Origin of the sequence: Paenibacillus polygoni (genome assembly GCF_030263935.1) — a bacterium.
Lineage (GTDB): Bacteria > Bacillota > Bacilli > Paenibacillales > Paenibacillaceae > Paenibacillus > Paenibacillus polygoni.
Map to the genome: position 1 here is coordinate 2,915,084 of NZ_CP127162.1, position 26,417 is coordinate 2,941,500.

Consider the following 26,417-nt stretch of genomic DNA (forward strand, 5'->3'; position numbering starts at 1 on the left):
AGCTCCTATTTTACTTGTAATTGTTCAACTAAGCTTTCTAGTTTGCCTGATACCTGATTCAGTTGTTCAGCAGACTCGAAGATTTGAGCAAAGGTAGCTTGTTGTTCCTGAGTACTTATTTGAATGCCCGTAGATACAGAGGAATTTTTCTCGGCTAGTACAGCAAGTTGCTTAATAGAAGCGGTAATCTGTTCCGTTTCGGCAACCATTTGCTGTGTAGCTGCGGATACTTCTTGGATTTGACTCGTTACGGAATCTGTGGAAAGTAATATTCCTTCAAATAGCGAACCCGTTTCTCTGACGACACGAATGCCTGTCTCGACTTTCTCTTCCCCTTCACCGATCGCTTTCACTGCGAGTTCCGTTTCGTCTTGAATGAACCTTATTAACTCAGCAATCTGATCGGCAGACTTTCTTGATTCCTCGGATAATTTTTTCACTTCACCTGCTACAACCGCAAAACCGCGTCCTTCTTCGCCAGCACGAGCTGCTTCAATACTTGCATTTAGAGAAAGTAGGTTTGTTTGTGCCGCAATCTCAGTAATTACCTGTACGATTTGTCCAATCTCTTGAGATCGACTCTGTAATTTTTCGATAATATCAACGGAATCTTTGACAGAGTAATTAATCGAATTCATTTGCTCAATAACTTGCTCGATATTGTGATTACCTAATTCGGACTGTTCCTTCATATGTAAAGAAATCTCGGATAATTCTGTCGTATTGCTTGCAATCGTAGTAACACCTGTCGTTATTTCTTCTAGCGAGACCACACTTTCGGTAATCGAAACACTCTGCATATCTGCACTATCAGACATTTCTTTCATGTTCTTCGTAATTTCTGAGGCGTTTTTGTTATTTGATTCTACCGTTGAAAATAGAAGGTTTGATTGCTCAGCGGATTGTTCTGATACTTTTTTAATCGTTCTCACTAATTCGTTCATATGGTTAACTGTCATATTAAACTTCGCATTTACTTGTCCAAATTCATCATCACTTGTTTTTAATTGAACTGTAAAATCACCGTTACTTAGTTCTTCTAAGGCGCCTTTTAAATCACTGATTGGTTTAAAAGTACGTTTCATCGTATAGTACTGCATTACAAGAACAATGATTAATGTAATTAGCAGCGCTATAAGCGTAGAAGATATTAATTCGATCTTACCTGAAGCAATTAAACTTGCATCTACGTCAATTCCCATGTAGGCAAATATTTCTCCGTTATGATCTACAAAAGGATACAGGACTGTGATCCATGTACCAAAATCATCGTTATAGGCTTTCGTATAGGAGATTTCTTTTGTATTAAACATCTCTTTTACGGCATCTACGTGCAGCTTGGGTTGTTCATATAAATCACCAAGCCCCATATTACTTTCTTTAAACATTTCTAATAGAACTGGGGAAAGAGCAATTATTGATGTCTTGTTCCCATTCTCAAGCTCAGGACCAAATATGTACCCCTGTGCAATATTAGGATGCGTAGCGGTTAACTCTTCAAAGGTTTTCATTAATTTCTGCTGCACAGGAGAAGTCGGGTCTTTTGTATCTTTTGCTTCTTTGGCATCTTCCGTTGACACCTGTTTAGCTAGAGTTTCCATTATTTTTCCGGAATCAGATTGAAGCTGATGCGTCAGCACATTACCTTGAATATAGTAACTGTACCAAATCACTACCGCGCCCGTTAGAATAATATAAAGACTTGTAAATATCATATTTCGTGTGACAATACTTTGATTTTTAAAGATGGAATTCAGCTTCTGAATAAAGTTGCTTTTTTTATTCATATTTGTATTTCTCCTCCCAATATGTCCTTGTAGTTCTTCATAGGAAAACAACTCATTTTCCCATCTTTCATTGATCCTATGTGACCTTCTCTTTATGTCATCCATCCCTTCCCTACTGAAATGTAGTACAGCATTATTAATTCTAAGAAATTAATGTTAATAAAACCCAAAAAAAGTTATTTTACGTATATCCCTATGTAGATATCCCCTTCCACCATAGGTCCTATTAACTAATCGGTTATTCTTCAAGGATTTTTTATACCTTTTTTTATTTATTTTTTCCGGGAATTTTCTATTTGTTTAAATAAAGATGAACATACTGAAATTTATATTTCCTGATTATGACAATTGTTACATTATTAATGTATATATTTTTAACCTGTGCCTTTCCTTTTCCTTGATCAGTAATAACGATGAAATTCCTTTTATTGGAATAAAGTCTCTGCTATAATGAGCTTGATATCCGTGAAGAACCCACGGAATACCGATATTAAAGAAGGAGTGATTGTGTGAATTTTTCACCTGTCTTTATTCGAAGGAAACCGTTATTAGCTGCTTTTCTAGCCCTGTTCCTCTTCTTGGGCGTACTCTTGCCAACCGCACAGGCCGATTCATCCCTCTCATCACCTGCTAGCGCACCAAAAAATCTTTCTCCCGAAACAGCTCAGGTATTTCTAGATGAATTCTTCAACTCACAGCAGGCTTCACCACATTATGTAGGTGCTTCCGTTATTATTGTTAAGGACGGCAAAGTGATTGCAGAAAAAGGGTATGGTTACTCTGACCTCGAAGAAAAGTCTCCCGTTGATCCTAAAAAAACAGCCTTCCGCATTGCCTCCATATCTAAAACTTTCACCGCAGTTGCGATTATGCAGTTAATCGAACAAGGGAAAATAGGTCTTACGAACGATTTTAAAACTTATATCCCGGGCCTTGAATTCGATAACCCTTATGATAAACCCGTCACTATAGAAAACTTACTTACCCATACGACTGGTTTTGAAATACGCGATCCTCAGGCAGAAGATATTCATGCCGATTTTAATAAATACATATCCATGGAGGACTATGTTCAAGAGCACATGCCTCCTGTTGTTCGTGAACCTGGCAGTTCTTATATGTACGATAACTTCGCATCACTACTATTAGGACTCGTTGTCCAAAATGTCAGCGGAGAACCTTTTGAATCCTATATGCAAAAACATGTATTTGAGCCTCTTGGCATGCAAAACAGCGGCTTTATGCTGAACGATCAATTCAAAAAACAACTTTCTATCGCTTATGATGCTGCTCGTAATCCGATTGATCTCTACGCTTTGTCACCATCGCCCATGCCGCAAGGAGGCATGATGTCTACTGCAGAGGATATCGGTAAATTTATGATTGCTTTCCTGAATGGAGGAACTGACGGTAAGAACCGCATACTGAATGAAAATACAGTAACAAGTATGGAAACGTACCGTTCTGAAATTCATCCCCTGCTGCCAGATACCACCTATGGATTTGAATCACCGTTTCAAATACCGGGAGCAGGAAGCAGTTCCAAAATTATTACAAAAGCAGGAGATCTGATCGGTTTCAGTTCTTATCTCTTCCTTATTCCAGAGCAAAATACGGGTGTATTCCTTACGTACAACCAGACGGGGGCTTTGCGTAATTTATTCTACCCAGCATTCATCTCTACTTTCTTTCCTAAGTATGCAGAACCTGCAAAGTTCAATCCTTACGAACCGCAACCAGCTGAAGAACTTCAGCGTTATGCGGGGCTTTATTCCGATCTTCGCCTGAAAACGATTGTCAGCAAACTAAAAGACGCGGACGACCAAGCTGGAAAAATGGAAATATACGATGCATATCTTGGTTCTCGCACGTTGATTCAAGTAGATGATAATCTATTCATGGATGAACTGAGCGGTCAATTCACCGGTTTTAAAGAAAATACAGATGGAAGTATATATATGAAAGAACCTTATTTAAACCCGTTCGGCTACGAGAAGAAAGGGGAAAAAGCAGCTGGGTTTAAAGATGTCCGCCCAGGCAGTGCTTACGAAACGTATATTTATGGACTGCAATCACTTGGTCACTATTCGAACGATGCAGGCACCTATTTCCATCCAAAAGATGCCCTTACTCGCGCAGAGTTTATCCAGGAAATCCTTGAACTCAGCGGTATCCCAGAAAGCAAAACCAAGCCTAATGCTGACAGCGACTGGGCTGCTCATTCTGCTGCCGGTTACATCCAGGCAGGCTACGAGATCGGGATGATTGAAGGTGCAGAGGAGAAGCTGTTCAAACCAGATCAGGTTATCACCCGCCAAGAGGCAGCAGTGTTGTTATGGAGGATTTTTAAACAGCAATACAGAGAGCAATTGTTCAGTAATGTAAAACTCTCTGGAAAAACAGATACCTGGGCAGTCCCTGCTGTTCAAATGATGATCGAACTAGGTTTATATGGACCAGAAGTTAAATTGCAAGGAAATGGTTCTGCTAATTACCAATCGGTAAAACCGCTTATTCGTCAAGAAGCAGCAGCCCTTATGTACCAATTGCTGACTCAGCCAACCGACCAGATCGTTGCTGAACTTGCGAAAGAGCAAGAAAATACGACAGCAAATCAAGCTGACGCCACGAAACAATAAAAACAAGGCAGGCATTTCCCCAGACGTTTATTCGTCTACCCGAAATGCCTGTTATTTTTATTCTATATTTAGACTGAGGGCATCTCCGACTGTCTCTAGAATATTCCCGTAGAAGCGAATTCGTTCTACTCTAGTTAATGGCTTTTCTGCCTCCACAATTTCATAAGTTCCTCCCAGTACAGCCAAAACATTGCCTTCCTCTATCCGTTTTTCTCTTTTTTTATTGCTGCTAGGCAGTTCAAGACCTAACAATGCGACTGCATTACCGATGGATCTAAAGGCACCTGCGATACGTATACTGCTCGGCATACCTTTTGCTTCGGCGATTAATGCGAAACCAACGGCCCTTAGAAAGGTGCCTCGTCTTTCAAGTTTTTCTCGAACTGTCTTTCTAATCTTCACTGTCCTCGTTGCAGCCAAAGCCGATAGTATAGCTCCAATCGCCGCAGAACAGGTACCGTTTACGTATAATTTGGAAGTTTCCCCTTCCTTAGAGACGGAAGCGATCAGTGTGGTTCCCAAGGCCGCAATCCATAGCCCTATCGTTTCTAAGCCTTGAGCCATTGTATTCTCCTTCCTCTATAAATAAGATATTTTATTATATGGTTAAATAAGAGATTGGTCTTTACTTTATAGAAAACGGGTTTCTTGTCTGCGCTGCTTTGACAAGAGAAGGAATAGGACTTCAAGATGGACCACTCGATATACTCATCACAAACAGAAAGAAGCGACTGATTATGTTCAGCCGCTTCTTTCCAATCTTTTTTATACGTACTCTGCTTCTTCGTTCATATAATTACCATCGCAATCAACATAGCGATGATTCCCGACAAGATAACATAAAACAAGTTTGGGATTAACGCTAATCTTATGATCTGCCCCTCTTTACCCAGTACCCCAACGACAGCGGATACAGCGACGACGTTACTAACGCAGATCATATTTCCCGCAGCAGATCCGATCGCCTGAAGTGCAATGATAAGATCTGGGGCAAATCCATTCACGGAAGCTACATCAAATTGTAGAGAACTAAACATCATATTGCTGAATGTTGCACTGCCTGATACAAAAGCGCCAAGTGTTCCTATGAATGGGGCAGCTATTGGCCACGCTCCTCCGAACACATTAGATGCAAGCTCTGCTAGTTCCGTCGGCATACTTTGTAATGCCGCTCCCTCGATTCCCGAATTCAGGAAGATCCGTACCATGGCTGTAGAGAATGCCAGCGCAATGGCGGTTCCTACCATCGAGCCTGCTGCTTCAGAAAAAGCGCGTTTCATTTTATTTCTTGGTATCTCATGAAGAACCACAGTTATGGCGACAACTAGCAAGAAGATGAATCCGGGAGAGTATAGAATTTGCCAATTCTGACTAATCCCTGTACCGAGGATATCACTCCATGAGATGCTTATCCCCTGAAGCCACCGCTGTAATGGTTTAATCACTCGAGTTAAAACAAGTAATACTGCAATCAGAATATAGGGTACCCATGCTTTAGCCAACGTTAGCGTATGTCCTGACGCTTCCTGTTCCTCTTCTGCTCTGATCTCTTTCTTGACATACTCAGAAGGACCGAATTTACACCACGGTTCACCTTTAGGCATTAGAAATCCTTTTTGAGCAGCAAGGACAACAACAATGAGGCTGACTAAGGCTCCAAGCAGAGAAGGGAATTCATAACCTACAAAAGTAGCAACAAGTGCTGCTGGTATGGTATAGGTTAGTCCTGCAAAGATCGCAAATGGGGCCATTTGAAATCCTTCCTTAAAAGACTTGTTTTTACCAAATACCCTTGTAATCATAAGAACTAAAATAAGAGGTATAAAGGTACCGATAAAGATATCAATCTGAGTTAGCCGCATCGCAATGGCTTGCAAGAAGCCGCTGATATCCATACCTTGCTCTGTCAAATAGTTCATAAATACAGGTGATGTTTCATCAAGGCCCTGTCTGATTCCCACATTAAAAGTGGTTCCTACAGCTCCAAAAGCAACGGGCGTACTGTCTGCGATTAGTGCCACTACTACAGCGGCTAGGGGAGGAAATCCAAGAGCTAACAGCAATGGCGCTGCTATTGCTGCCGGGGTACCGAAACCAGCTGCTCCTTCGATGAATCCTCCAAAACACCAGGCTACGATAATAACCTGTACGCGCATATCTTCGGAGATATTCATAAAACCTTCCCTGATCACAGCAAGTGCTCCCCCATGAGTGAGCGTATTCAGAAGCAAAATCGCGCCGAATATGATAAATAACACGGTAAGAGTAACAAATACACCCTCTACTGCCGAAGCTGTAAGGTTGATCAGCGGCATATCCCATACAAAATAAGCCAGAACAGCAGTTACTGCAAAGCTAAGCGGCATAGCAACGGTTGCGGGCATCCGCAAGATCACAAGAAAAATCAATACCGAAAGAATCGGCATAGCTGCCGTAATCAATTCAAGGAAATTCAAGGTTATTTACTCCTTTACTCAAACTTAAAGTGTAGTAATAAATATTCCCTAAATTTCACTTTCTAAGTCTTGATTTCTAAATAGATAAGTATCTCCAGCAAAAAAAGCCGCTACTTAAGCGACTTTCTCTACCTGCTCTATTCCTTCCACCACTGATCAAAAGGGGTAGCTGGAAGTTCTCTTTTATGCTTCGTAATGTGATAACGCTGCTCGATTTTAGCAGCTGCTGCCGGGTCGATCTGTTTTCCTGTAAGAAAATCATCCAGCGTGTCGTACTTAATACCAAGTTCTGTCTCATCCGCTTGCAGTGGTTTATTATCTAATAAGTCAGCAGTCGGAGTCTTTAAATAGAGCCGCTCAGGCGCACCCAATTCTTTGAGCAGTTCTCTCCCTTGCCCCTTTGTAAGCCCTGTAAGAGGAACGATATCCGCGCCACCATCACCAAATTTAGTGAAAAATCCAGTAACCGCTTCTGCTGCATGATCTGTACCGATAACAAGGCTTTGTCTTTCTCCTCCTACAGCGTATTGAGCAATCATTCTCATTCTTGCTTTGACATTTCCTTTGTGAAAATCCCCTAATTCTTCACCCGTGGAGGAGCTATATGCACTTACTAAGGCATCCACAGGTTCTTCGATATTAAACACGATGGTATCATCGGGCTGAATAAATTTCAGTGCTTCCTGAGCGTCTTCTTCGTCCTTTTGCGTACCGTAAGGAAGCCGTATTGCAGTAAACTTAGCTTCGTATCCTTCTTGACGCAGTGACTCAGTAGCAAGCTGTGCAAGTCGCCCAGCGAGCGTAGAGTCCTGTCCTCCGCTAATTCCGAGTACATACCCTTTCGCTCCTGCCTTCTTGCAGTACTCTTTTAGAAAATCAACTCTCTCACGAATTTCATCCGATGGAACAATGACCTCTTTTACGTGCAAGGACTCCTTAATTTCTTGTTGCTTATCCATTCTTACATTCCTCCCTATTCGAGTTAATTTCATAATACCTTTTCATGAGTACGAAATGAATTCATTCCTATAAATGCTTCCAATTTTGGATTGTTCTGAATCACCAGGTTAACCCTGTTCATCCGCTGTTGACCGCTGTATTCATTATTTTGTCTGGACGCTCATATCTATCTTCCCTCCTTTACTTTTTCATAAACGCTTCTACCTTTATTCTTATTTCCTCGATCCGTTTCATTTTGTTATCCCAACACTCTCTACTTAAATTCACAGGATATTCTGCCGGATTCAGTGTCCGTTTATATTCGTCCCACAATAAATGGAGATTACGCTGAGCAAAATCACGAATTTCTTGAAGGGTTGGAAGATCATATATCAATTCTCCATTTTCGAAAATCGTCTGGTGAAGCTCTCTAGCTTCAAATCCGGTAACGAACTTTCCAATAAAAGTGTGAACAGGGTGGAACATATGAAGCACTTCTTCCTTACCCGGTTCTTCCTCTTCAAGTGCAATATAATCTCCTTCTGACTTTCCATTCGTTTTATTAATGATACGGAACACTTTTTTAAGCCCGGGCGTTGTAATTTTTTCTGGATTCGAACTAATTTTGATCGTATCCACCATTTCACCTTGCTCGTCTTCAATCGAAATCAGTTTATAAACTGCACCTAGTGCAGGCTGATCATAGGCCGTAATTAACTTTGTTCCGACTCCCCACACATCGATTCGTGCGCCCTGGGATTTGAGGTTCATTATCGTATGTTCATCAAGATCATTAGAAGCATAGATTTTGGCGTTCGTGTATCCTGCTTCATCGAGCATACGGCGGGCTTCCTTAGATAGATAAGCGAGATCACCGCTGTCCAAGCGAATACCTTTAAAATGAATCCGATCACCAAGTTCATTCGCCACTTGAATCGCTGTGGGTACGCCAGATTTTAACGTGTCATAAGTATCCACTAAAAACACGCAATCTTGATGAACTTCGGCATATTTTCGAAATGCAATATACTCGTCACGATAGGCCTGCACCATGGAATGAGCATGGGTTCCTGCTATAGGGATACCAAACATTTTTCCTGCTCTAACGTTAGAGGTAGCTTCAAACCCAGCTAGATAAGCAGCTCTTGTCCCCCATATCGCAGCATCCAGCTCTTGAGCCCTTCTTGTTCCGAATTCAATGCATGAGTCATTACCCGCAACCTGCTTAATGCGAGAAGCTTTTGTAGCTATTAAAGTTTGAAAATTGACAATGTTCAGAATAGCCGTCTCTACAAGCTGTGCTTCAGCAAGCGGCGCTTCAATGCGCATCAGCGGTTCATTCGCAAATACCAGTTCTCCTTCTTGCATTGATTTCACCGTACCAGTAAACCTTAATTTGCGCAGATATTCAAGATAATCTTCGTTATATCCTTCTTCTCTAAGAAACGCCAAATCGCTCTCGGTAAAACAAAAGTCGTGTAGATATCGAATGACGCGTTCCAATCCAGCAAAAACAGCATATCCATTCTGAAAAGGAAGCTTGCGGAAGTACACTTCAAATACAGCTTTACGCTTATGTATTCCCTCTTTCCAATAGACCTCAGCCATATTTATCTGATACCGATCTGTATGGAGAGCTAAACTATCATCTAAATGATTATACTGCGTAAGTTTCATTTTTTTCATTTCACTATTCCTCCATTTCTATAGATCGCTGAGCCTAGTGTCCCAGCAAAATGCGCAGTGCCAAGTGATAACCGCTTGATCATAAGCTTGCAACGGCATCTTCATGAATAACAAGCCTGAAACCGGTCCCTTGAAACGCGCTGTATCTCGTCTTATCTATCCAAAATACATGATTATCATCTTTATGATCTTCATATATTTTCCCCAAACCTCCGAATAGTTTGCGTCCGCTTGCACCTTCTATGTTGTGCGGAGGGAAAAGTTTCGTTTCAGGGTGATAGGAATCTTCTTTATGATGAAGATCGATTGTAAAAAAGACATCCTCCTGATTATGAATATAAACTCATTTGTTATTGCGTTAATCCTTTTCTTCAATTCTTTGACCCGGTTTTCCACAGGTGAGTGCTCCATCCTTTGCAACAAAATCATTTGTATAATCAATATTGATCAGGGCTTTTTCATCTTCATTGGTAACATCTCCTTTATTATTTGTTTTAACTATTATCCTTTTGTTAATTATTATAGCGAAAAGCAGCGAATATTATTTTTCACCTACCTTTTACTTCTGCTATATATATTCACATACACGTTTAGGAGGCACTTCACAGATGATTGCAAAGGTGATTGCGAAGTGCCCTTACTTTAGAGACAATCAGATTATAGCTTCGCATGATAGATGGACTTATGAAGTTGTACGTCTACAAACCGATATAATTGAGTCGGCCTTTTCGAAGTTCTTGTGGTCTTCTGTCCGGTTACTTCCTCAATAAAAGGCAAGGATTTAATTTTTCGAGCAAAGGCTGCTTCAAGGGCGATCGCCGAATCATTCGTTACCGTGAGAAGAACAGCCTGAAGTTCAGAATAAGTAAACTCTTCCGGTAGGAACTGCTTTGCAGCTGTCGTCTCAAGCAGCTTCTGCCTAATCACTTGTATGGCATCCGTAATGATCTTCGCATGGTCGAAGGCAAGATCTAGTTCAAGCACCTCACTTACGGAGAAAAGCTGAACATCAGATGCGTCGTCATTCGCTTCTCTTGCTGAGAGTTTATGTTCAGGTACAATCGCAAAATGTGCATTGGTTATAATCCAGCCTCTAGGATCGCGACCTGGTTTGTCATAGACCCCAAAGTGTTCCAAATGAATATTTTGAATTCCGGTTTCTTCGTACAGCTCACGCTCAGCACTTTGAAAAGCGGTTTCCTTCGCATCTACAAAGCCACCGGGGAGCGCCCATTTCCCAGCCTCAATATTAGGCCTTCCTTCCCCATCAACCATACTTCTTTGGATCAGCATAATTTTAAGATCCATTACAGGGGGTCTGAATTCTTGATTCTTAACGGGGACAATGGTAAAAACAGCAATGTCCGAAGTATATCCATCAGGGGTTCTGTATTTTTTAATATCATATTGTTCTAGGGCTGCTTTATTAGACATCGCATTACTCTCCTTAGATAACAATTATCATTTTGTTAATTGTATTATATGCATGAAGGGTATGTATGTCAACCAATATTTACCTATTTTTCTTTTTCTAAGTTTTACTTATCATCTTGAAATTAGATTACCCTCGGCTCTCCTTGCCTATTACATTTAGCGCAATAAAAAAAGACTACAGGCAAACTAGTATAGCTAGTTTGTCTATAGTCTGGACTTGTCCACTTAAGAATGAGATTTTTAAAAAAATAGTTAGTTAAACCTGCGTCGTTGAATATCGATCTATTAATACTTTCGCAAGTCCTTCTAAATCAAGACCATCTACATGAAATGCGGTACGAACAAGCTGCGGAGATACAAACTCATCATATTTACTGAGATAAGGAGCCTCATCTTCATCAAGAAGTGTACTTGCGTCCTTATTGTTCTCAAGTTCGGACAAAATCGCTTTCCAGATTGCTGATTCATCCGTATTCCCGGCAACCACCATATAATAGGGTTCCATTGGAACGAGAGATCGAAGTTCAAGCCGTCCCGCGAGGTTATGCTTCAGCATGCGTTCAAGGGTACGAAACTGCTTACTGCCTGCCCAAGGTAAAATAAAAAACGAGTCTCCTCCTGCCGGAATAACGACACTTTTCAAAAGTCCGCTTTCTCTCACAAGCCTTCTCGCACGCTCAAGTCGATTAGCTGCACTTGGTGTAAGGTAAGGATAGAGATCATCACTCTCCAGTACCTCGCGCATTTTCTGTATCACCAGTGTATGAATATCTCCGCCCGCACCGAGCCAAAGCGTGTCCACCTTGCCTTTAGCCGATTTTACATATAAGGATTTATGCTTCGTATCTACTTCTTCTACTTTCCATAGCTTGCCTGCAAGTGAGAAACAATAACCTGGCGGGGGAACCGTGGTGATCGAGCCAATCTCCTCCGAACCGTTATATACGGTATGCTCTTCATCATCTTTAAACACCGCATAGAATCGGTAGTTATTCACAATTTTTTCCCCGCCTAGTCCGATGATGAGCGTTCCTTCCTCTGTCCGCTCTATATGATCGATATCAAGGAGATACTGCAGGAACGTTTTATATTCAGCAGGTTCAATCTGCCGAAATGAAGGAAGCGTAAGCACCGCTCTAGCCAGCTCAGCAGGTTCTGCCTCTCCCATGCTTTTCAGTGTACTCATCGTTTGATGATAGAGTACGCCTATTGGTTTTTTACGGATGTAGACTGGTTCGACCCATTTATGCCTTACGTATAGCTCCGTTACTGCAATGGCACGAAGCAAAGTCCACGGCATTCGGGCTGGGAGTTCTGCCTCTTCATCCTCTTCTTCGGGACACAGAAACAGCATCTCAGATGCCTGATCTCCCCTTCGGCCAGACCTTCCAAGACGCTGGACAAAGCTTGAACAGCTATAAGGCGCACCTAACTGAATCACGCGCTCCAGCTCGCCGAGATCAATTCCGAGTTCGAGCGTTAATGTTGCCGCTGCTACTGCCGGGCCTTGCCCGGTACGAAGGGCATTTTCTGTTTCTTCTCTCAGCATAGCGGAGATGCTTCCATGATGAACATGGAATACATCTCGCTGTTCTCTTTTTGCAGCAATTCGTCTCAGTTCAAGCGTAGTTAATTCTGCATCGGACCGGCTGTTCGTAAATACTAGCGCTTTTTTTAGATGGGTTACATCGTATAGATAATCGTAGTAGGCTTTTTTAGCCAGTTCCAGTTGTTCCGCCTGCTTCTCGTCTCTCGCATCCGGGAACGAGAAATGATCGATCGAGATTCGCAGTTTCCGTCTTCCTTGCGGGGATACCACCTCCACCGCTTGAGGCGTACCCTCTCCAAGCCATCCAGCTGCTGCATCATAATCACTCAGTGTCGCAGATAAACCGATTCTTCTTGGCTTGCAGGAGGCCATTCGCTGAATACGAGTTAGCTGGGAGATCACCTGCATTCCTCGATCTGCGCCCATAAATGCATGAACTTCATCAATAATAATGTACCTGAGGTCATGGAACAGGGCAGGTATGGCATTCGGACGATTCATCAGGAGTCCCTCTAAGGATTCAGGTGTAATCTGAAGTACGCCCGATGGCTTTTGCATCAGTTTTGTTTTCTCTGCTTGGCTGACATCTCCATGCCAGTGCCACACGGGAACTTGTCCTTCTTTCAGCAGATCACTAACCCGTTCAAACTGATCGTTAATGAGTGCTTTAAGAGGGCCAATATATAGAATCCCTACCGATTCAGATGGATCATGATACAGCTCCGTTAACGCAGGAAAAAAAGCAGCTTCCGTCTTCCCCGAAGCTGTTCCGGATGCGATAAGCAGATGATGATCTGTGTCAAAAAGGACACGGCAGGCTTCTACCTGCGCTTCACGCAGTGTGTCCCATTTCTTTTTGTATATAAATTCTTGAATGAACGGTGCCAGTCTTCTGAAGGGCCCGCTGCTCATAGTTCAAACTCCGTGAATAAATCATCCAGCTCGTCCTTGTCCCTAGATGGATTCACTTTTTGGCTGCCGGCAAATACCGCTTCTTTCTCACCGAGCAATCCTTCAAATGTTGCTTCCGGATGCTGATGCAAAGTATGAAGAAGATCCATAAAGTCCCTGACCACTTCACGCGTGGTTAACATCTCTTCGGCGCCGAGCCGTCCAACAGCTGCTTGCATAAACGCGATCAACTGTTCATCGGTTAGCTGTGCTTCGTATCCAAAATGCATCGCGTGAATATCGCGCAGTTTTTGCAGCAAGATAAGAATCTCTTCATGAGATAACAAGTCCAGCTTTAATATAGGTGAAGTGTACGTTTTGAGCGCACCGCCGCCATAACGTCCATCGATCAGTCTTGAGCGCAGGGCATCATAACTAAACAGCCCTCTTCGTTCATCTTCAACAAATTGCGGAGTTCCGCCCATGTAAATCCCCAAATGTTCTGCTTTCCCTTGCATCGTATCGTTGAACATGGTCAGCAGTTTTTCGTAGTTACTCTGCCGCGATATCGTGTTCGTAATCTTATAAAGATTAACCCCTTCATCGATGAAAAGCAGTAGTCCCTTATAGCCGATTTTCGCAGCAAATTCAGACCATAGTTTCATATAATCATACCAGTTGTCATCATCAATAATTACGCCAACACCAAGCTCCTTGCGCGCTTCCGTCTTTGTAGGGACTTCACCCCGAAGCCATCTCAGTGCAGCTGCTTTACGGTCCTCGTCTGCAAGTTTATAACCCGACCAATAAGCGGCAAGAACTTTAGCGAAATCAAATCCATGCACAAGATTCTGCATGTCACTCGTTACTGCGTAGATTTTCATTTCGACCGCTTCATTCATTGCCGGGTCATCCGGGCGCAGACCACTACTCATCATCACTTCCTGCTGAAGGGAAGCAATCCATTTTTGCAGCATGATTTCAAGTGCACCGCCGTCAGGCCTCGTCTTCGTTGATAAATGCATCATCAGTTCACGATAGGTTGCGAGACCTTGGCCTTTTGTTCCCACAAGTCGGCGCTCCGGTGATAAATCGGCATCCGCTACTACAAAATCACGATCCATGGCATAGCCCCGAATCATCTGCAGCAAAAAGCTTTTCCCGCTCCCGTATCGTCCTGTAATCAGCCGAAAAGCAGCCCCGCCTTCCGCAATATTATCCATGTCTCTCAGGATCGATTCGACCTCCGGTTTCCGTCCAACCGCGATATGTTCTAGACCCACTCTTGGCACGACCCCTGCGGTTAAAGAATTGACGAGTGCTGTCGTTAGTCTTTTTGGTATTTTCAGTTGTTTCATGAAGCCGTTCACCTCTATTCATCCGTATAACTCAAAGTTTGTAATGCTTCTATATATTCTTCTGTAATCTCTTCCCCATCAATCAAAATATCACCGATAATCTCCATCGATATTTCGTTAATTTCTTCTATCATTAGTTCAGGCATGGACCCCGCCTTAGTAGCGATCCTTTGCAGCTCAGCAGACCCTTTTTGATCCCTAAGTATATAGAGAACTTCCAGTTGAGCTGCGCTTAACCGCTCCGCCAGCTCCTGCCATTCTTCCTCCATATTGTCGGTATTCCACACGAAGTGATAACCTGGCTGTTCCACACTTGTAACAGAATTCATTTCTACATTGGTCGTTTCTGCACCAGTGGTTTCTGCACCATGCGTTTCTTCACCAGTCGTTTCTACATCGGTAGTTTTCACGTCAGTCTCTTCTATGACAGAACTTTTTGCGACCGTCCTTTCAACCTCAGTTCTTTCTACAAAAGTCTCTTCTGCCTTCCAAATTTCTATATTAGGAGATTGATCTTCATCTGCAGGTGGAGGGCTGTATAGCACAGAACCGCCAAAATTCATCTCGGTTTGGATCGTTTGCAGTTTACCTGGATTCGGTGCAGCTTGCTTTCTCCGCGTACCAACATTACCTGCTTCTGTTGCAGTATGTGTTGCATTATTATCATCAATCGTCAGCATGTCTCTTACTTCTTCCGACTCTTGCTGTAAACGTCTTAACTTCTTCGTATTAATCTTCACTGCAGGACGAGCTTTCTTCGCTGCTTGTACTTCACGTTCTTTTATTTCTCTTCTGAGGTAACGGGTTACCAGCTCTTCCACCTCGGATTCCAACTTCACTCCGCGAAGCCGTCCTTTAACCCCCATCAATTCACGAAGCTTATTCTCCGTAAAACGCACCAGCTGTGTTAAATAGGCACGAAGCGGTGGATGCTCGCTGATCGGAAACACCCTGACTTCGGCGTGTTTTCCATAAAAATCATGATCATACACCGCACTGCGGAATAATATCCTCTTACTTGTCACTTCTTCAGGCCAAAAACGATGGATTAGACGAAGCCCATGCTTTTTCAACCAGTACCGATCAACTAAGGCGATCACCTTAGGCGCATAAGTTTTCATCTCTTTACGTCCTTGTTCCTTGAAAAAGCTGCTCTGTTCTGCATTATAATCTATTAACATCATTAGCATATCCCAAGACAAATCTAAAGGATCTGAAGTAAACCTGCGCATCCATTCGCGTTCCTTTAATTCGTCAGACAGTTTGCGCGGAATTTTCTCCATGAGCTCTTTATATGGCATTTCAAGTCCGTGTACTAAGCAAAAATCAAATATCCATTCGCGCATGTACATATCAATCTTCTTTTCGCGTTCTCCATAACCAAACCAGACTTCGTCCAGTAAAGCGAGACCTTCCTCTGGAGCAGACCAACCTACACCATGAATCAGTTCATAGATATAAAGAAACAAGTAGGATAGATCTGTATCTGGATATCTGCCTTGTTTTACTTCCTTACGCCAATAAAAATACCATCTCTTCTGGGCTGAACTCATCTGTTCATAGGTTGGCCAGTACGCCCGATAAGAGACAAAGGGTGCTTCCGAACAAACGACAGATTCAAATTCTCTGGCCTGCTTCACAAAAGTTTGCTCACGTGTAAGGAATATGAACTGCTTCTCCCAATCAGCATCCCGTTCAAACGTTTGTGGAGACACGACAAGGTTCCCTTTCCGCTTCAACGTATCTTCTGGCATCATGATTGGTTTTACTTTGTCTATATCAAAAGCAGGATCAACCTCCCTGTTATATAAGGGAGCCGGAGTCTTGTTGTTCTTTACTTGCTTAGTTAAGAAGACGTCTTCACTGCTCTCCTCATTCCATGGATTCCAGTCGTCCACCTGCATATCATCTAGAAAATCAAGCCCGTCCCATTCAGCGTCAATAGGCACATAAGTAAGATCCTGAACTTCTTCCTCAGGTTCTGAAAGGGCATGAGAAAAATCTTCTCTTCTCGGAATCTCTGCTTCTTTCTCTTCATCCATCCATTCGTATTCCGCAAAGCGAATCTCATTCTTCTGATGAATAGATTGCTTCGGGATCGATTTCCCGTCATTTGCACTTCGCTGAATCCTATTCTGATTATCATCCATAAAGGCTATACCTCCATCACGATTTCATTATAACAAATCACTTCCTATCAAAGGAGGGTTAAAATAACTTCTGGAATTTATTGTTTAACATTAAGGAATCGTTTAAGATCTTTTATATGACAACCAAGACTACTAAAAGGAGTTTATTTATGAAATTAAGAAAGTTGCTTAAGCCCAGTTACATTCTTTGTATGATTTTATTTTACATCACAGCCGTCTTTGGCGGTATTTTTACTGTGATCGATCACGTCTTTCATCTGTGGTTCCCAGATCATCCGATTACTTTGTTTTTAGGACCGTTTGAACCTGTGTTCTCTTATGTAAATCTTTACTTTTATGAGCATCCCGAACTTTATAGCAACACCTCTTTTCTTACCCTATCTTTTCTTAGCAGTATTTCTTTAATGATTGTTCTTTTCCTTCGATGGCAAGAATCGCTTTGTTCAAAGCAAAGGCAAAGATAAAGAATCCGACCGCACTAAAAAGACCATCGAAATAAGGAAAATCTTCTAGTACAAGATCGGCATTTACAATCTCGAGCTGTTGTATTGCTTGCTTAAGAAGATAACTGTCTATATTAGAGTATATAGTTACTAGAATCAGAGTCGCTATCCCAAGTTTATAAAGGATGGATACATTCACTTTTTTAAAAAGCCCTTTTTTATCAATATTCTTTATCAATCTGCTGATATACCAAAGAAAAAGGAGTGCCCATCATAGGACGATTTAATTAGTTCAATTTCATTACATAATAAAGATTCCAGAAATAACTTGCTTCTAGAAGAAGAAAAAGTGAAATCGAAAGTACGATTTCACTTTTTCTTCTTCTATTTGTTTATATGCGAGAATGATTCTATCACTTTCGAAACGAAAGGTAAATCAGCGACTCCCAAATATTTTATGATTTAGATGAAGAAAGATGGCTAGAAGCAAATTCAGCCGTAGGAATGATATTTTTTCTGCGATAGATAGATAGAACTAGTCCAATAGCTGATAAGTCAAGCCACTGATTCGTTCCTCCATAGCCGATGAAGGGTAATTCCATGCCTACAAACGGCAGAAATCCAAATGACATAAGTATAGGCCATGCAAATCTTATCGTAAAAAAGAACAACACGACAAAAATAAGTTGCCTGCCGTATGATTCTTTGACTTTGGATAGTAACTGTACTAAATATCCAAGGAACAATCCGATTAGAATAATGGTGATGAAGCCAAAAATCCAGCCAAAACAATAGATCAGATAAGGAAATAAAGAATCACTTTGAACATAACCAAGTCCAGGATTACTGGAAGCAAATCCTTGTCCAAACCATCCTGCCGATCGGATTGCCTCCATTGATTTCATCTGAAGATAGGCATTATCCTCTATCGGTTGCAGAAATTGCATGAATCTTTCCTTGATTGTATTGAAATGAGGCATTGTAAAATACAACAAAGCTACAGTAGGAATCATGGTAACGATGGCAAACTGTTTTACATTTCTTTTGGTGAGCCACATCAACATCATATACAAAGTCATGTACATTATACCGCCGTAAAGTACAGAATTGCCTATATAAGTGAGAATTAATAGAGGGATGACTCCTCGATAAAAAGTGTGCAGGATGGTATGGATCCAGTTCATTTCTTTTATCGGCTTCATTCCCGCAAGTGCCAACAAGAGCAATATAACAGAGCTGTATAACATATTTATAGAGAAAGGACCTAGTATCACATAACCCTTAACACCATTAATCATAGGACTATTCATTAAGATAAATGCGTTCATAAATAATAGAAGGAAAAAAACTTGGTCTGAATATTTCTTCAGCTTCTGATAATCAAAGAAATAAAAACAAACAAGCAATATGATTCCAATGCCCATTTGCAGTGTCTTTCTAGCCGTCAAATCAGGAATAGGAGATGAACCCGATACGTCAATACTGACTGCTCCAATAACTCCAATTAATGATATGATCGCAACAATAAGGGCAATCCTCCAATTGAGCACTGGTTTATGGGTTTCATTCATGCTTTTCCCAATCACATCGGGAGATCCCATTTCTTCGATAGCCTTATGTATCGCAGTTTCTTTCGAACTGCCTCGGAGCTGCAATTCCTCTATCCGATCCTCGATATGATTCGTAAGTTCCTCTCGGATTTCAGGGTGCATCTTTTTGACCTTAATATGGCGGCATACTTGATCCAAAAATTGCTGGACCACTTCATTCTCTTCACTGTTCTGCACGTTATCCTCTCTCCCCTATTACAGTATCGACTGCTGTACGAAACTGAATCCATTCTTTCTTCTTTTCCTGAAGTTTTCTCTTTCCCTCATCTGTAATCTGATAGTATTTTCGTTTACGCCCATCCTGCTGACTCCAGTAAGCGTTAAGCAGACCTTCTGACTCGAGTGTGTGGAGAATAGGGTATAGAGTCCCTTCTTTCATGACAAACACCTGATCCGACTTGTTTTCAATTTCTTTGATCAACTCATATCCATACATTTCTCGTTCATTTAGCACAGTGAGCAGCAGAATTACTGTACTCCCCTTAAGGAGCTCCTTATTTACAGACATTTTCACATCCCCTTTTCATACCTCGTAAATCTATGTATCGTAAATCTATGTATATAGTACAACTAATTTCTACCTTAAACAAGAATAAATTCCTTTTATTTCATATTTTTGAAAATGAATAAAGCGACTGGTATAGTACCGATCGCTTTTCTCGTCGTATGTATGCTTACATTAATAAATTAATTCTATCTCCATTGTTGCTAGTTATACCGGACAATACGGCGTTCTATAATACCGGTTATTACGTAAGATACCAGAATTGCAGAAGTGTAGGCAATGAGATCCAGGACACCGAAAACACCATGTCCTAGAATCAGCTGAAGGAACCTATTTTCACGGAGCTCATTGATCCAAGGAGCATGAACTAACTGAGTAAATTCTATGAAATAACAGAATAATAAAGGAATAATGAATTGATATCTACGAGGAACATTCAAAAAAACGAAGGAGAACAAAAAGAAAATGAGCGCTGCCCATAAAAAATCACCCATAAAGGGTACTTTGGATCGGAGTGATAATCCTAATACAATAATGATTACACAAGTAATTCCCAAGATGATTCTTTTCATATGCTTGCCCCTTTCTGTCTATACATAATAACGTAGTACCTCAAGTAAAGTTTTACATTAAATAAGAAAAGAATCCTGTCACCAGGATTCTCATGATCAATCAATTAGCGATAACTGCGAATAAATTCCCCAATTCTTCTTGCCGCTTCCTCCAGCCGCTCTTGTTCTTGCACAAGTGCAATTCGTACATAACCCACGCCTTCACTGCCAAATGCATCACCAGGTATGACAGCCACGCCGCTGTGAAGTAATAATGCTTTCGCAAATGATCTTGAATCCCATTCCTGAGGTTTCCCTCGAAATGGCTCTGGAAGCCTTGCCCACAGAAACATCGTTGCACATGGTTTTCTAATATTCCAACCTTCTTTGGCAAGTAAATCTACGAACAAATCACGGCGGGCTTCATATAGCGGAGCCGGCCCTGTATAATTTTCTCCCTCTGCGATGGCTTGTTCCAAGGCTGTGACCGCGGCTTGCTGAATCGGTTCAAATACACCATAATCGATATTTTCCTTGAGGATCCTTAAAGACTGGATCGCTTGTTCATTACCAGCGAGAAAAGCAATCCGGCAGCCTGCCATTTGGAAACTTTTCGAGAATGAATGGAATTCCACCGCGGTTTCAATTGCACCCGGTATACTTAAAATACTCATCGGGCGATAACCATCAAAGCCCATTTCAGAGTAGGCCATATCATGTACAATGAGTACGTTCCACTTGCTCGCTTTCGCGATTAATTTTTCGAAATACTCCTGCGACGCAGCAGATGCAATCGGGTTTCCCGGAAAACTCAGTAAAATAAAAACAGCTTCTGCCCAAATCTCATCAGGTATCGCATCTAGGTCCGGCATAAACTGATTGTCTTCCTTAAGCGGAATTTCATAAGCTCGAACTCCCGCAATAGCAAGTGATCCAGAATAAATGGGATACCCTGGATTTGGGACCATCGCTAAGTCCCCTAGATTACAGATGGCCTGAGCCAGATGTGCTAGACCATCTTGTGAGCCCATCAGAGATATGATTTCGGTCTGCGAATGGAGATCGACTTGAAATCGGTGATTCATCCACTTTGCCACCGTAGTAAGGAAGATTTCACTTCCACTTGATTTGGGGTACGCATAGCTTCCCTCTTTCAATACTTCCCTGCTTAGGGTCTCACGTATATAAGATGATGGTCCCTGATCTGGGCTGCCTATTCCAAGATCAATCAAATCTTTTCCATTTGCTTTCGCTTCTTCTTTCCAGCTTGCCACTTCTGCAAAAATGGATGAGCCTAAATGATCTAATTTGGCAGCACGCCAAGACCCTTTTGTATTCTCTGTATGTATTGTCATGATGAGTCCACCTTTATTTTCTTTTTTATTACGAACCCTGCTTCTTTATTCTAAGCTCTACTCCCAGAAGATCTGATGATTCCCGCGCAGTCTAGCAAGACCTTCCACATAGAAATAATCACCGTAGATTAATGAAACGTCTACATTTTGTTTTTCGGGATAATGGCTCGTACCGTGCATAATCAAACCTTCTTCTTCGGAATGATCAATTGTTCCATAGTTTTTATAGAGGGACTCTAGAATTCGCTCTCCTGCCTGCCGGTAAACAGCTCTTTCCCACTCCGGAACAAGTGTGGAGAGTAGTATAAGTCCGCTAGCTGCACATGCTCCAGCAGAAGAATCTTTGATGTGTCTAGTATCCTCCGGCGCTCGGAAATCCCAAGCAGGTACGAGATCATCAGGCAGTTGTGATAAAAAGAAATGCGCCGTTTGTTTGGATGCATGTAAATACGCCTCATTACCGGTGTGATGATAGGCAAGCGCTAGACCGTACAAAGCCCATGCGTTTCCTCTTGACCACGCTGAATCTGGTGCATATCCTTGACCCCCGAGATATTCTGCCGCTTCTCCTGTATCTGGATCAAACCGAACGATATGACGTACCGACCCATCAGGCCGAATAAAATGTGATAGAACCGTATTCATATGTGCATTCGCTACATGAGCGTACCTTGGATCCCCACTCTCCCTAGAAGCCCAGTAGAGTAGAGGTACATTCATCGCACAATCGATAATTGCAAGTCCAGAGTTGTTTTCTCCCGGTCTCCATGGATTCCACGCTCTTATGTAATTTCCTTTAAGATTAAATCTCCCCATCAAGTAATTAGCCGCTTTATAAGCTCTGCGCCGCGATTCTTCACCGCCTTGCAGTTTATAATTTGCTAGACTTGTAAGTGTCCATATAAATCCAATGTCATGGTCCAGCCGCTCATAGCCATCAAGTACCTTGTCCAGATGATTTTCACATTGTTCTGCAATATCCCGAAACTGCTGTTCTCCGCTGCCTTCATAGAGGATCCATAACAGACCAGGCCAAAAACCAGCAGTCCACCATGCAGGTTCTTCTAACACGTATACCCCTTGATGACTAGCATGTGGAAAACTCGCACCGATTCGCTCCGAGGTGATGAGTACTTTCTTAACCGCTTGTTGAAAAGCCTGATCCTTCCAACACGTAACCTGCTCAGAAATATGCTGATCTTTGGGCTCAAGGGACAAGTATGATCCACTCCTTCAATTTTAAATTGTGGTTCACAAGGTAAATATTGTATCACCCCAAATTCTACCATGGATTATTGAAAAATACCGACACGATTTGCCGGTATTCAAATCTTTTTATGCTTTTCAAATGAAACACGGGTTAGATCTACAACGTGTCAGCGATTTGTTTTATCGTAGATGAATTACTTAGGAATAATCACCTGTTCTCTCTCATTTATGATAAACGTGCAATCGCAAGATTTGGTTTACGCATAAGATAGATTAGAAACAAAAGAGGGGGTGAACTACATGAGTGAAGTATATGGAAACAACGAAGGATACGGAAACAACAAATCTAGCGTTGCAGCGATTCTCGTTCTGTTCATTTTGCTCGTTATCATCGCTAAAGCTTTTAAAAGTTACTAATTGATGCCCGAAACAGATGAATTCATGTAACAAATAAAAGCAAAAAAACGCAAGGAGCTTACGATCAGATGCAAGTCATCTTTATCGTAAGCTCCTATTTATCATGTACCTATAATGAAATTTCGTTATTATTCTCCTTGCTACTCTGATAAGTATTTATGACCTGAACTTCTCCATCCTCTGTCCATTCCGCATATAATACAGAACCCAACGTATGGTAACCTTGCTTAGCTAGTTCTGTAAGCAGCCATGTTTCGTCCCGCTGAATTGCGGCTAGCGCTTCTCTGTTTGGCTTACTATTTTCAATAAGAGTACGAGGAAGTTGAACAGGTTTCGTATCCAGCCCCAGGTCCTTTCGGCTGGGCTGATCGGAATCCGACTTCTTCAAAATGCTTAACGAACCGTTTGTTTCATACAAGGCATAAGCAACCTCACTTAATGAGAATACATTTTGCTGTCTCATCATCATTTTTAATTCTTCAAATTCCACTTTATTCCGCTTCATGGCTTCCATATTAATCTCACCATTCTTAATTAACAAGTCGGGATTTCCTTCAAACTTTTTACGCAAAGATTTACTATATCCCATAATCTTGTCAAATACATAGGATAAGAGCGCCCATATAACTAGAGAGAAGATCAGTTTCCATACGGAAACTTCTTCATCATATATGGTATCTCCTACGAGGTCTCCAAATACGAGAGCTGATATAAAATCAAAAGGAGACAACTGAGTAATTTCTCTTTTTCCTAATAATCTTGTCGCTGCCCATAATGCTGTAAAAGCAGTAATGAGTTTAATCAAGAGGAGACCATATTCATCCACATTCCACACCTCATCTACGAGTTCCTATTTCATCTCTATTACCCATTAACAAGGCAGCGATATCATTAGCCTGCTCCTAAGGATTCATTCCATAACAAAAAGCCGTCTCCTATACAAGATAGAAGACGACTCTGGTGAACGTATTTATTTCTTAGGCATCTGTGTAAACAGCAAGTTTACAGGAAGATTACTTCCTGGTGCTGCCGTCAGTAGGATTTCTACTTTTTGCTCATAGTCACCTGTGCGGTAGAGTACGGCTTGCTCATTTGGAGCACTCACTTGGCCTTTAGAATAGATCGCTGTTATATCTCCATTAACCATGGCAAAACCAGAATACTTTCCTCCGCGCGGGTTAAAAGAAATTAGTGTATTTGGCGCTACACGGTCAAGTGTGATTTTGTATAATACACCGAAATTCCCGGAGTTAGAAGCTTCTACACCGAGCATGGGGTCCATACCAGCTAGGTTTGGATCGTCTTGGTTGTCTCCGAGAGCAAGACGCATAGAAGTCGCCCCTACCGGTTCCGAATAACGAATTACGCGAGTGGAATTCGGATACGTACCTCGGTTATGAACGCCATCACGATCTAGAATAGGAAGTTTCTCCAGTACGGTTAACGGATCCAGTTTCTCATCAATCATGATTACATCGTATTGAATTGGATAATCACTGCTCATGTCCGAGAACAATGAGATTACCCCGCCCTGTTTCATAACAGACTTGCTTAGTTCCGTCATGACAAGTTTGCTTTCGCCGGGAGCAAGTGTTATGGATGAACGTTTGCTTCCATCTTGCATGGACTCAAAGTAACGTTCAACAGATGATTTCCCAGCAGCGGTCGCAATGGGACTTGGTCCTGCAAACCCAAGATTTTCTGTTTTAATCGTTGCTTCTGTGAAGTTCGTATTGGTTGCAACTACGTACATTTTCACATTCTTACCTGTATTGTTCACATGGTGAATCATGAAGCGTGTGTTACCAGCTGCCGTTTCTTGGTATACAATCCCTTCCGAGTTCACGGTTTCCGGGCTGTTACTACGAATCAGAGTACTTGGTTCATCGCTAAAAGTATAGGGAACTTTAGTCCAGGATGGAACCGCGGAACCATCAAATGCGAATTTTTCGCCGGCTGGCAAGAACAAGCGATTAAATTCATCTTGTGAATATAGTGTCTCACTTGTGATCACTATAGTTTTTTCGAAATAACCTGTTTGTCCGCTATCGTCAGTTACCGTCAGACTGATGGTTTTAGGACCTGGTGTAAAGAACGCATAAGCATTGTTATTCCAGTCATGTTTTACAATTTTACCATCATCTGTACTTTGATCGTTGATCGTAATGAGTTCACCCATTTTGTACTCTTCCTTATCCGTTGTAAACATAGCTACTGGGGGAAGATTAGGCTGTTTAACTTCAATGGTTACTGTATAAGGATCGCTCCACGTACCATTTGAATCCTGTACAGAATAGGAAACATCATACTTTCCAGCAGATGCAAACACTTCCTGTTTTCCTTCCCAGCGTTCGTCAACGATAGACAGCCCTTGCGGTGAAGAAGATTCTGTACTGTATGTAACTACCGTTTGTCCCGCCATAATTTCACCCGGCTGAATCGTGAACTTAGCAACAGGTTTGGTAGCCAGATCCATAATGACTTTCTTACCTATATTATCGACTTTATATTTAATGTCCAAGGCTGCTGTAATCGCAGTCAACGGAACCATAAACGTATTTTTCGTCTGATAGGAAGTACCTTTCATCGTTTTCGTCACGCCATTAACCGTGTATTTGCTGCTGTCTGTCTTAAACCGCAGTTCATTCGCACCACTGACAATGACGGTTTCCTTCGTCTTTTTATCATAGCTAACTTTATACCCGACACGGTCTACTAGAGCGCGAATCGGAACATAAGATACTCCCTTTTTCACTTGCATAGGCTGAGGAGCATTGTATGTGACTCCGCCTTGTTCCATTTTTGTACTGTTAAAATAAAGAACCAAATCCGTTGGTGTAGCAATTTTAACTGCGTTCGTCGCTGGTTTGGTTTCCGCAGACTCTTCGCTTGGTGCCGACTTCACATTCGGTGCGGCTGTTACTTCGCCTGTAATATCGTCCGTTTGTTCATTCGTCACCGCTGTTTTTTCTGTTGATTTCGTAACTCCTGTTGCGGATTCAGCTGATGCTCCGGGTTTTGTTTCTTCCGTAATCGATGTCGCTTTCTCTGTTTTTAAATCCGCTGCTGTTTCTTTTTCATTTGCTGTTTCTGCTGACTCTGTTGCCACTTTGTTTTCCGTTTCTTGTTTCGTTACACGTGCTTGTGGTGCGTTTTGACCTTCTTCTGCTGTTTTGTTCACTCCGTAAACTTCCTGAGCAACGACCTGCTGAGCAGCAGAAGTAGCTGTTTCTTGTGCGCTCACCGGAACTGCTGTTGCCACTTGGGACAAAGCTAGGACGGTCAGCATAGATAATTTCTTCAGTTTCATGCTTAGACTCCTTTTGATTCTATTTTCTATTCTCTTCGAATTCGTCTACTATTAGACGCTTAATCCCTGAAAAAGTTTCTGATGAAATGGGATAAATCTATAATAAGTGATAAAATGTTCCAAATAGT

At 41.8% G+C, this 26,417-nt stretch carries 19 protein-coding genes; 2 read left to right on the forward strand and 17 right to left on the reverse strand.

Features of this window, described 5'->3' with window-relative positions; translation table 11 throughout:
- Window positions 1-5: 5 nt before the first annotated feature.
- Window positions 6-1,787: a methyl-accepting chemotaxis protein gene (locus QPK24_RS13985; protein WP_285742053.1), complete on the reverse strand. Its 1,782-nt coding sequence runs from the start codon at window positions 1,785-1,787 to the stop codon at window positions 6-8.
- Window positions 1,788-2,296: 509 nt separating this feature from the next.
- Here QPK24_RS13985 and QPK24_RS13990 point away from each other — a divergent pair.
- Entirely contained in the window at window positions 2,297-4,426 is a 2,130-nt protein-coding gene (locus tag QPK24_RS13990; RefSeq protein WP_285742055.1) for a serine hydrolase domain-containing protein, read from the forward strand.
- A 57-nt stretch (window positions 4,427-4,483) separates the two neighbouring features.
- On the opposite strand, the gene QPK24_RS13995 is transcribed toward QPK24_RS13990, so the two are convergent.
- The 14 genes from QPK24_RS13995 to QPK24_RS14065 all read right to left on the reverse strand — a co-directional run bounded on the left by QPK24_RS13995 (window position 4,484) and on the right by QPK24_RS14065 (window position 22,571).
- Window positions 4,484-4,990: a DUF6944 family repetitive protein gene (locus tag QPK24_RS13995; protein WP_285742056.1), complete on the reverse strand. Its 507-nt coding sequence runs from the start codon at window positions 4,988-4,990 to the stop codon at window positions 4,484-4,486.
- 224 nt (window positions 4,991-5,214) lie between these two features.
- Window positions 5,215-6,882: an L-lactate permease gene (locus tag QPK24_RS14000; RefSeq protein ID WP_285742058.1), complete on the reverse strand. Its 1,668-nt coding sequence runs from the start codon at window positions 6,880-6,882 to the stop codon at window positions 5,215-5,217.
- 137 nt (window positions 6,883-7,019) lie between these two features.
- Window positions 7,020-7,841, reverse strand: a complete 822-nt coding sequence (nadE, locus tag QPK24_RS14005) for an NAD(+) synthase (RefSeq protein ID WP_285742061.1) — start codon at window positions 7,839-7,841, stop codon at window positions 7,020-7,022.
- A gap of 181 nt (window positions 7,842-8,022) precedes the next feature.
- Window positions 8,023-9,507, reverse strand: coding sequence for a nicotinate phosphoribosyltransferase (locus tag QPK24_RS14010; RefSeq protein ID WP_285742063.1), 1,485 nt, complete (start codon window positions 9,505-9,507; stop codon window positions 8,023-8,025).
- A 657-nt stretch (window positions 9,508-10,164) separates the two neighbouring features.
- The gene (locus tag QPK24_RS14020) at window positions 10,165-10,941 is read right to left on the reverse strand and encodes an NUDIX hydrolase (RefSeq protein ID WP_285742065.1); all 777 of its coding nucleotides are present in this window, start codon (window positions 10,939-10,941) and stop codon (window positions 10,165-10,167) included.
- A 256-nt stretch (window positions 10,942-11,197) separates the two neighbouring features.
- The gene (locus QPK24_RS14025) at window positions 11,198-13,402 is read right to left on the reverse strand and encodes a DEAD/DEAH box helicase (RefSeq protein ID WP_285742068.1); all 2,205 of its coding nucleotides are present in this window, start codon (window positions 13,400-13,402) and stop codon (window positions 11,198-11,200) included.
- The gene (locus QPK24_RS14030) at window positions 13,399-14,739 is read right to left on the reverse strand and encodes an ATP-binding protein (RefSeq protein WP_285742070.1); all 1,341 of its coding nucleotides are present in this window, start codon (window positions 14,737-14,739) and stop codon (window positions 13,399-13,401) included. The genes QPK24_RS14025 and QPK24_RS14030 overlap by 4 nt, the downstream gene beginning before the upstream one ends.
- Window positions 14,740-14,753: 14 nt before the next feature.
- Window positions 14,754-16,889, reverse strand: a complete 2,136-nt coding sequence (locus QPK24_RS14035; RefSeq protein ID WP_285742072.1) for a TerB N-terminal domain-containing protein — start codon at window positions 16,887-16,889, stop codon at window positions 14,754-14,756.
- A gap of 387 nt (window positions 16,890-17,276) precedes the next feature.
- On the reverse strand, window positions 17,277-17,531 hold the full coding sequence (locus QPK24_RS14040; protein WP_285742074.1) for a hypothetical protein: 255 nt from the start codon (window positions 17,529-17,531) through the stop codon (window positions 17,277-17,279).
- 256 nt (window positions 17,532-17,787) lie between these two features.
- Window positions 17,788-19,119, reverse strand: coding sequence for an FtsW/RodA/SpoVE family cell cycle protein (locus QPK24_RS14045; protein ID WP_285742077.1), 1,332 nt, complete (start codon window positions 19,117-19,119; stop codon window positions 17,788-17,790).
- Between the two features lies 1 nt (window position 19,120).
- Entirely contained in the window at window positions 19,121-19,450 is a 330-nt protein-coding gene (locus tag QPK24_RS14050) for a PadR family transcriptional regulator (RefSeq protein WP_285742079.1), read from the reverse strand.
- 200 nt (window positions 19,451-19,650) lie between these two features.
- Window positions 19,651-20,019 (reverse strand): ribosomal maturation YjgA family protein, encoded by a 369-nt coding sequence (locus QPK24_RS14055; RefSeq protein WP_285742081.1) that lies wholly within the window; start codon window positions 20,017-20,019, stop codon window positions 19,651-19,653.
- 104 nt (window positions 20,020-20,123) lie between these two features.
- Window positions 20,124-21,353 carry an aminotransferase class I/II-fold pyridoxal phosphate-dependent enzyme gene (locus tag QPK24_RS14060; RefSeq protein ID WP_285742083.1) on the reverse strand — a complete coding sequence of 410 codons (1,230 nt, stop codon included), beginning with the start codon at window positions 21,351-21,353 and terminating at the stop codon, window positions 20,124-20,126.
- Window positions 21,354-21,410: 57 nt separating this feature from the next.
- The gene (locus QPK24_RS14065; RefSeq protein ID WP_285742085.1) at window positions 21,411-22,571 is read right to left on the reverse strand and encodes a glycoside hydrolase family 88 protein; all 1,161 of its coding nucleotides are present in this window, start codon (window positions 22,569-22,571) and stop codon (window positions 21,411-21,413) included.
- Window positions 22,572-22,862: 291 nt separating this feature from the next.
- Here QPK24_RS14065 and QPK24_RS14070 point away from each other — a divergent pair, with 291 nt between their 5' ends.
- Entirely contained in the window at window positions 22,863-22,979 is a 117-nt protein-coding gene (locus QPK24_RS14070; RefSeq protein ID WP_285742087.1) for a YjcZ family sporulation protein, read from the forward strand.
- 109 nt (window positions 22,980-23,088) lie between these two features.
- Here the strand turns inward: QPK24_RS14070 and QPK24_RS14075 are convergent, their stop codons facing one another.
- Together QPK24_RS14075 and QPK24_RS14080 are read right to left on the reverse strand one after the other, a co-directional pair.
- A complete protein-coding gene (locus tag QPK24_RS14075; protein ID WP_285742089.1) occupies window positions 23,089-23,805 on the reverse strand; it encodes a DUF421 domain-containing protein in 717 nt (238 codons plus the stop codon).
- 144 nt (window positions 23,806-23,949) lie between these two features.
- On the reverse strand, window positions 23,950-26,289 hold the full coding sequence (locus tag QPK24_RS14080; protein ID WP_285742091.1) for a stalk domain-containing protein: 2,340 nt from the start codon (window positions 26,287-26,289) through the stop codon (window positions 23,950-23,952).
- Window positions 26,290-26,417: the final 128 nt, after the last annotated feature.